Source organism: Gemmatimonadota bacterium (assembly GCA_016209965.1).
Lineage (GTDB): Bacteria > Gemmatimonadota > Gemmatimonadetes > Longimicrobiales > RSA9 > JACQVE01.
In genome coordinates this window covers 1-3,746 of record JACQVE010000043.1, presented here as the reverse complement: position 1 = coordinate 3,746, position 3,746 = coordinate 1, and the positions used below count along the sequence as shown (strand labels likewise).

The window sequence follows — 3,746 nt, the reverse complement described above, 5'->3', positions numbered from 1 at the left end:
GCCGCGCCGCCAGCCGTTCCCATCGTTTCCCTGTCATTTGGATCTCCTTCGCCCCCTCCGGGGCGTCCCCCGCCCCGCATTCCGGCGAGTTTCATGCCCGCCGGCCGGACCCCTCGACCAACATCACAACTCGCTGTCCGACTTGGGGTTAGGTCTATAGCGGCCAGGCCCATGCCAGGCCCGTACGCCCCGCCCCGGGGCGCCGCGCCCCAAACGTGTGGCAAGGCTGCGCCGCAGAAAGAGCTGTTGCTGCAGGCGGAATCTGGCCTGCCCCTGGTTTACCCCGCTGGATCGGGCATTTTGTCCCGTGCGCCCTCAGATGGTGACGCGGCCTTCGAATGTAATGCGCTGTGACATGGGCACTTAGCTTCGCGCAGCGGCGCGGTACGGAGCCTGCTGGTGCAGTCGGCACCGGCAAGGCATTTACCCTCGTTCGCAACTGCGTTGACCTGTCAATTCACTGCCGAGCGCTGGGAACGGAGATAAAACGCCGTCAGACACTCGCTGCCACTCTGCGCCCTCTGCGGTGAATAAGGTTTGTGGAACGGTGGAGTAGCGCTCGGGAAGAAGGAGACCCGAAATGCGTGTGGACTTTTCGCAGGCGCCCTTCCTGGTGATCTGGGAGACCACGCGGGCGTGCGATCTGGCGTGCCGGCATTGCCGGGCCGAGGCCGTGCCGCTCCGCCATCCCCTCGAGCTCACCACGGCGGAGGCCAAACGGTTGCTGGAGGAGGTGCGCCGTTTCGGCCCGATCATCTTCGTGTTCAGCGGCGGCGACGCCTTGAAGCGGCCGGACATGGTGGAGCTGGTTTCGCACGCCACCGGGCTGGGGCTGCGGGTGGCCATGACGCCGGCCGCGACGCCGCTGGCCTCGCGCGACCTGCTGACCTCGCTCAAGGCCGCGGGGCTGGCGCGGCTGGCGGTGAGCCTGGATGGCTCGAGGCCGGCCATCCACGACGCATTCCGGCGCGTGCCGGGCTCTTTCGACGAGGCGTTGCGGGTGCTGCGCGAGGCGCGGGAGGTGGGGCTTTCCACGCAGGTGAACACCGTGGTGGGGCGGCACAACGTGGAGGATTTCGAGGCGCTGTCCGCGCTCATGCGCCGGCTGGGCATCGTCTTCTGGGAGGTCTTTTTCCTGGTCCCCACGGGCCGCGCGCGGGGTGAGGACCTTCCCAGCGCGGCGGAGTTCGAGGCCGTCTTCCACAAGATGTACGATCTCGCGCGCGAGGTGCCCTTCGACATCAAGGCCACGGCGGCGCCGCAATACAGCCGCGTGGTGCTGCAGCGCCGGGTGGAGGAGCGGCGGCTGGGCTACGGGTGCGCGCGGCCGAGCGCCCTGGCGAAGCAGGGGCCTGTCTCGGCCGGGGACGGGATCGGGCGCGCCCGGGGCGTGAACGATGGCGACGGCTTCCTGTTCGTCAGTCACACGGGTGAGATCTATCCTTCGGGGTTCCTGCCCGTCCGGGCAGGCAACGTTCGGACGGATGACCTGGTCGAGGTCTACCGGGGCTCGGCGCTGTTCTGCGAGCTGCGGGACCGCTCGAGGCTCAAGGGCAAGTGCGGCGTGTGCGAGTTCCGCAACGTCTGTGGCGGCAGCCGCGCCCGGGCCTACGCCATGACCGGGGACTGGCTGGCGGCCGAGCCTCTCTGCGCCTACCAGCCGCGGCGCCGGAGGCGCGTGGGCAGGGCCAGGCCACAGCCGGCCCCCCAGCCGCCGGCAGCAAGGCGCAGCACCGGTGCTGGCGGCGCCGGCGCCTGAGCCCGTTCGCTCGCGATAACGCGGAACAGCCCGATCCCATGCCCGGCGCCGTCCTGCCCTCCGAGCCCAGCACGCCGCGGGAGATGTTCCAGCACTACCTGGGCGACCTGGTCTACGGCGCGAACGACGGCATCATCACCACCTTCGCCGTGGTCGCGGGCGTCGCGGGTGCGGAGCTCTCCGCGCGCATTGTCCTGATCCTGGGGCTGGCCAACCTGGTGGCGGACGGCTTCTCCATGGGCGCCAGCAACTTCCTCTCCATCCGCTCGCAGGAGGCGGCCCGCGAGGCGGCCGGGCTTGGGGTTCAGGAGCCGCACGCGCTGCGCCACGGCGCCGCCACCTTCGGCGCCTTCCTGCTGGCGGGCGCCGTGCCGCTCGCGGCCTATATTGCCCCCATCGCCGTGGACGGCCGCTTCGCGGTGGCGACGGTGCTCACGCTGCTCACGCTCTTCGGCGTGGGTGCGGCCCGGACCTACGTCACCGGCCGCCGCTGGTGGCGCAGCGGCCTCGAGATGCTGCTGGTGGGCGCCAGCGCCGCCGCCGTGGCCTATGCGCTGGGCGCGCTGCTGGCGCGGCTCACGGCGGGGACAGCGCCTGGACTCGCCTCCTGAGCGCCCCCGGAACGGGATTTTCTGAGGCTGGTCGAAGGCTGGGAGCGAGGCCCTGATGGCGCCAACATCGCTCTTGAAGCCCACCCTGGGAGGCCGCAGGTGCACGCCGTCGAAGAAGTGACCGCGCTCCGGCGGGGCCGGCGTCTCGAGTACTTGACGATCGGCTGGAACGCACTGGAGGCTGCCGCCTCCCTGGCTGCCGGGGTCCTGGCGGGATCGACGGCGCTCATTGGCTTCGGTGTAGACTCGGCCATAGAGAGCGCCTCGGGCGCCGCGCTGCTGTGGCGCCTGCAGGAGGGCGCTGCGCAGCAGGAGCGCGAGAGGACCGCGCTCAGGCTGGTCGGCGTTTCCTTTCTGGCTCTGGCCGGCTACGTCGCCTATGAAGCGGCCGAGTCCCTGATCTCCCGAAAACCGCCCGACGCCAGCTACCTCGGCATCGGCATCGCTGTACTTTCGCTCCTGGTCATGCCCTGGCTGGCGCGGCAGAAGCGGGCCGTGGCGGCCAGGATCCAGAGTCGCGCGCTGGAGAGCGATTCGCGCCAGACCTCGATCTGCGCTTACCTGTCGGCCATCCTGCTGGGCGGGCTCGCGCTCAATGCGGTCCTGGGCTGGTGGTGGGCAGACCCCGTGGCTGCGCTCGCGATGGTGCCCGTCATCGCGCAGGAGGGGGTGGAGGCGCTTCGGGGGGAGCAGTCCGAGGGCGCCTGATCGAACCGCGCGTTACCAGCGGCCGCGCGCCGCGATAGAGCGAGATCGTGCCGAAAGCTGTGTCGTACCGGGCCGCCTCCTCGACCCCGGCGAAGCCTGCCCCCTCCAGGTAGCCTGCCAGACGCCCCTTCACGTTCTCACCCGTCGTCTCGAAGCCGTCAATCAACTGGACGAGCAGGAACGCCGCACGCATGATCCTGCTCCGCGCCTGACCCCAATCTGCGATGTGAATTTCGCCCCCGGGTTTGAGCACACGCCACACCTCCTCCAGGCTGCGCCGCTTCTCCTCGGCCGTCAGATGGTGGAACAGCAGACTGGAGAGCACCCGGTCAAAGCTGCCATCGGGGTAGGGCAGGCTCGAGGCAAACGCTTGAGTGAGCTGCAGCCCCAGCCCGGCCTGCGCCGCCTTGCTCCTGGCGAGGGCGAGCGCCGCAGGATCAGCGTCCACGCCCGCCACCAGCGCTCCCGGATACGCCCGCGCGACCATCAGCGTGAGCGTCGCCGTGCCGCACCCCAGGTCGAGCACGCGGTCCCCGTTGCGCAGGCCGGCTTGCGCCAGGAGCCGCCTCTTGAATGTCGACTCGCGTATCGTCCAACGGATCAGGAAATCGTACCAGCGAGTCAGCCACGTGAACCGTAGCGGGGGGATATAGGGCAGGCCTCCCGCG

At 70.0% G+C, this 3,746-nt stretch carries 4 protein-coding genes; 3 read left to right on the top strand and 1 reads right to left on the bottom strand.

All coding sequences use genetic code 11. The features are described 5' to 3' along the window. Window positions 1-580: 580 nt before the first annotated feature. The 3 genes from HY703_02030 (at window position 581) to HY703_02020 (ending at window position 3,078) form a co-directional block, all read left to right on the top strand. Window positions 581-1,759 carry a TIGR04053 family radical SAM/SPASM domain-containing protein gene (locus HY703_02030; GenBank protein MBI4543957.1) on the top strand — a complete coding sequence of 393 codons (1,179 nt, stop codon included), beginning with the start codon at window positions 581-583 and terminating at the stop codon, window positions 1,757-1,759. 83 nt (window positions 1,760-1,842) lie between these two features. After that, the gene (locus HY703_02025) at window positions 1,843-2,370 is read left to right on the top strand and encodes a VIT1/CCC1 transporter family protein (GenBank protein MBI4543956.1); all 528 of its coding nucleotides are present in this window, start codon (window positions 1,843-1,845) and stop codon (window positions 2,368-2,370) included. A gap of 99 nt (window positions 2,371-2,469) precedes the next feature. Next, window positions 2,470-3,078: a cation transporter gene (locus HY703_02020; protein ID MBI4543955.1), complete on the top strand. Its 609-nt coding sequence runs from the start codon at window positions 2,470-2,472 to the stop codon at window positions 3,076-3,078. On the opposite strand, the gene HY703_02015 is transcribed toward HY703_02020, so the two are convergent. Continuing rightward, the gene (locus tag HY703_02015) at window positions 3,023-3,736 is read right to left on the bottom strand and encodes a class I SAM-dependent methyltransferase (protein ID MBI4543954.1); all 714 of its coding nucleotides are present in this window, start codon (window positions 3,734-3,736) and stop codon (window positions 3,023-3,025) included. The two genes, HY703_02020 and HY703_02015, sit on opposite strands and share 56 nt — an antisense overlap. Window positions 3,737-3,746 lie beyond the last annotated feature (10 nt).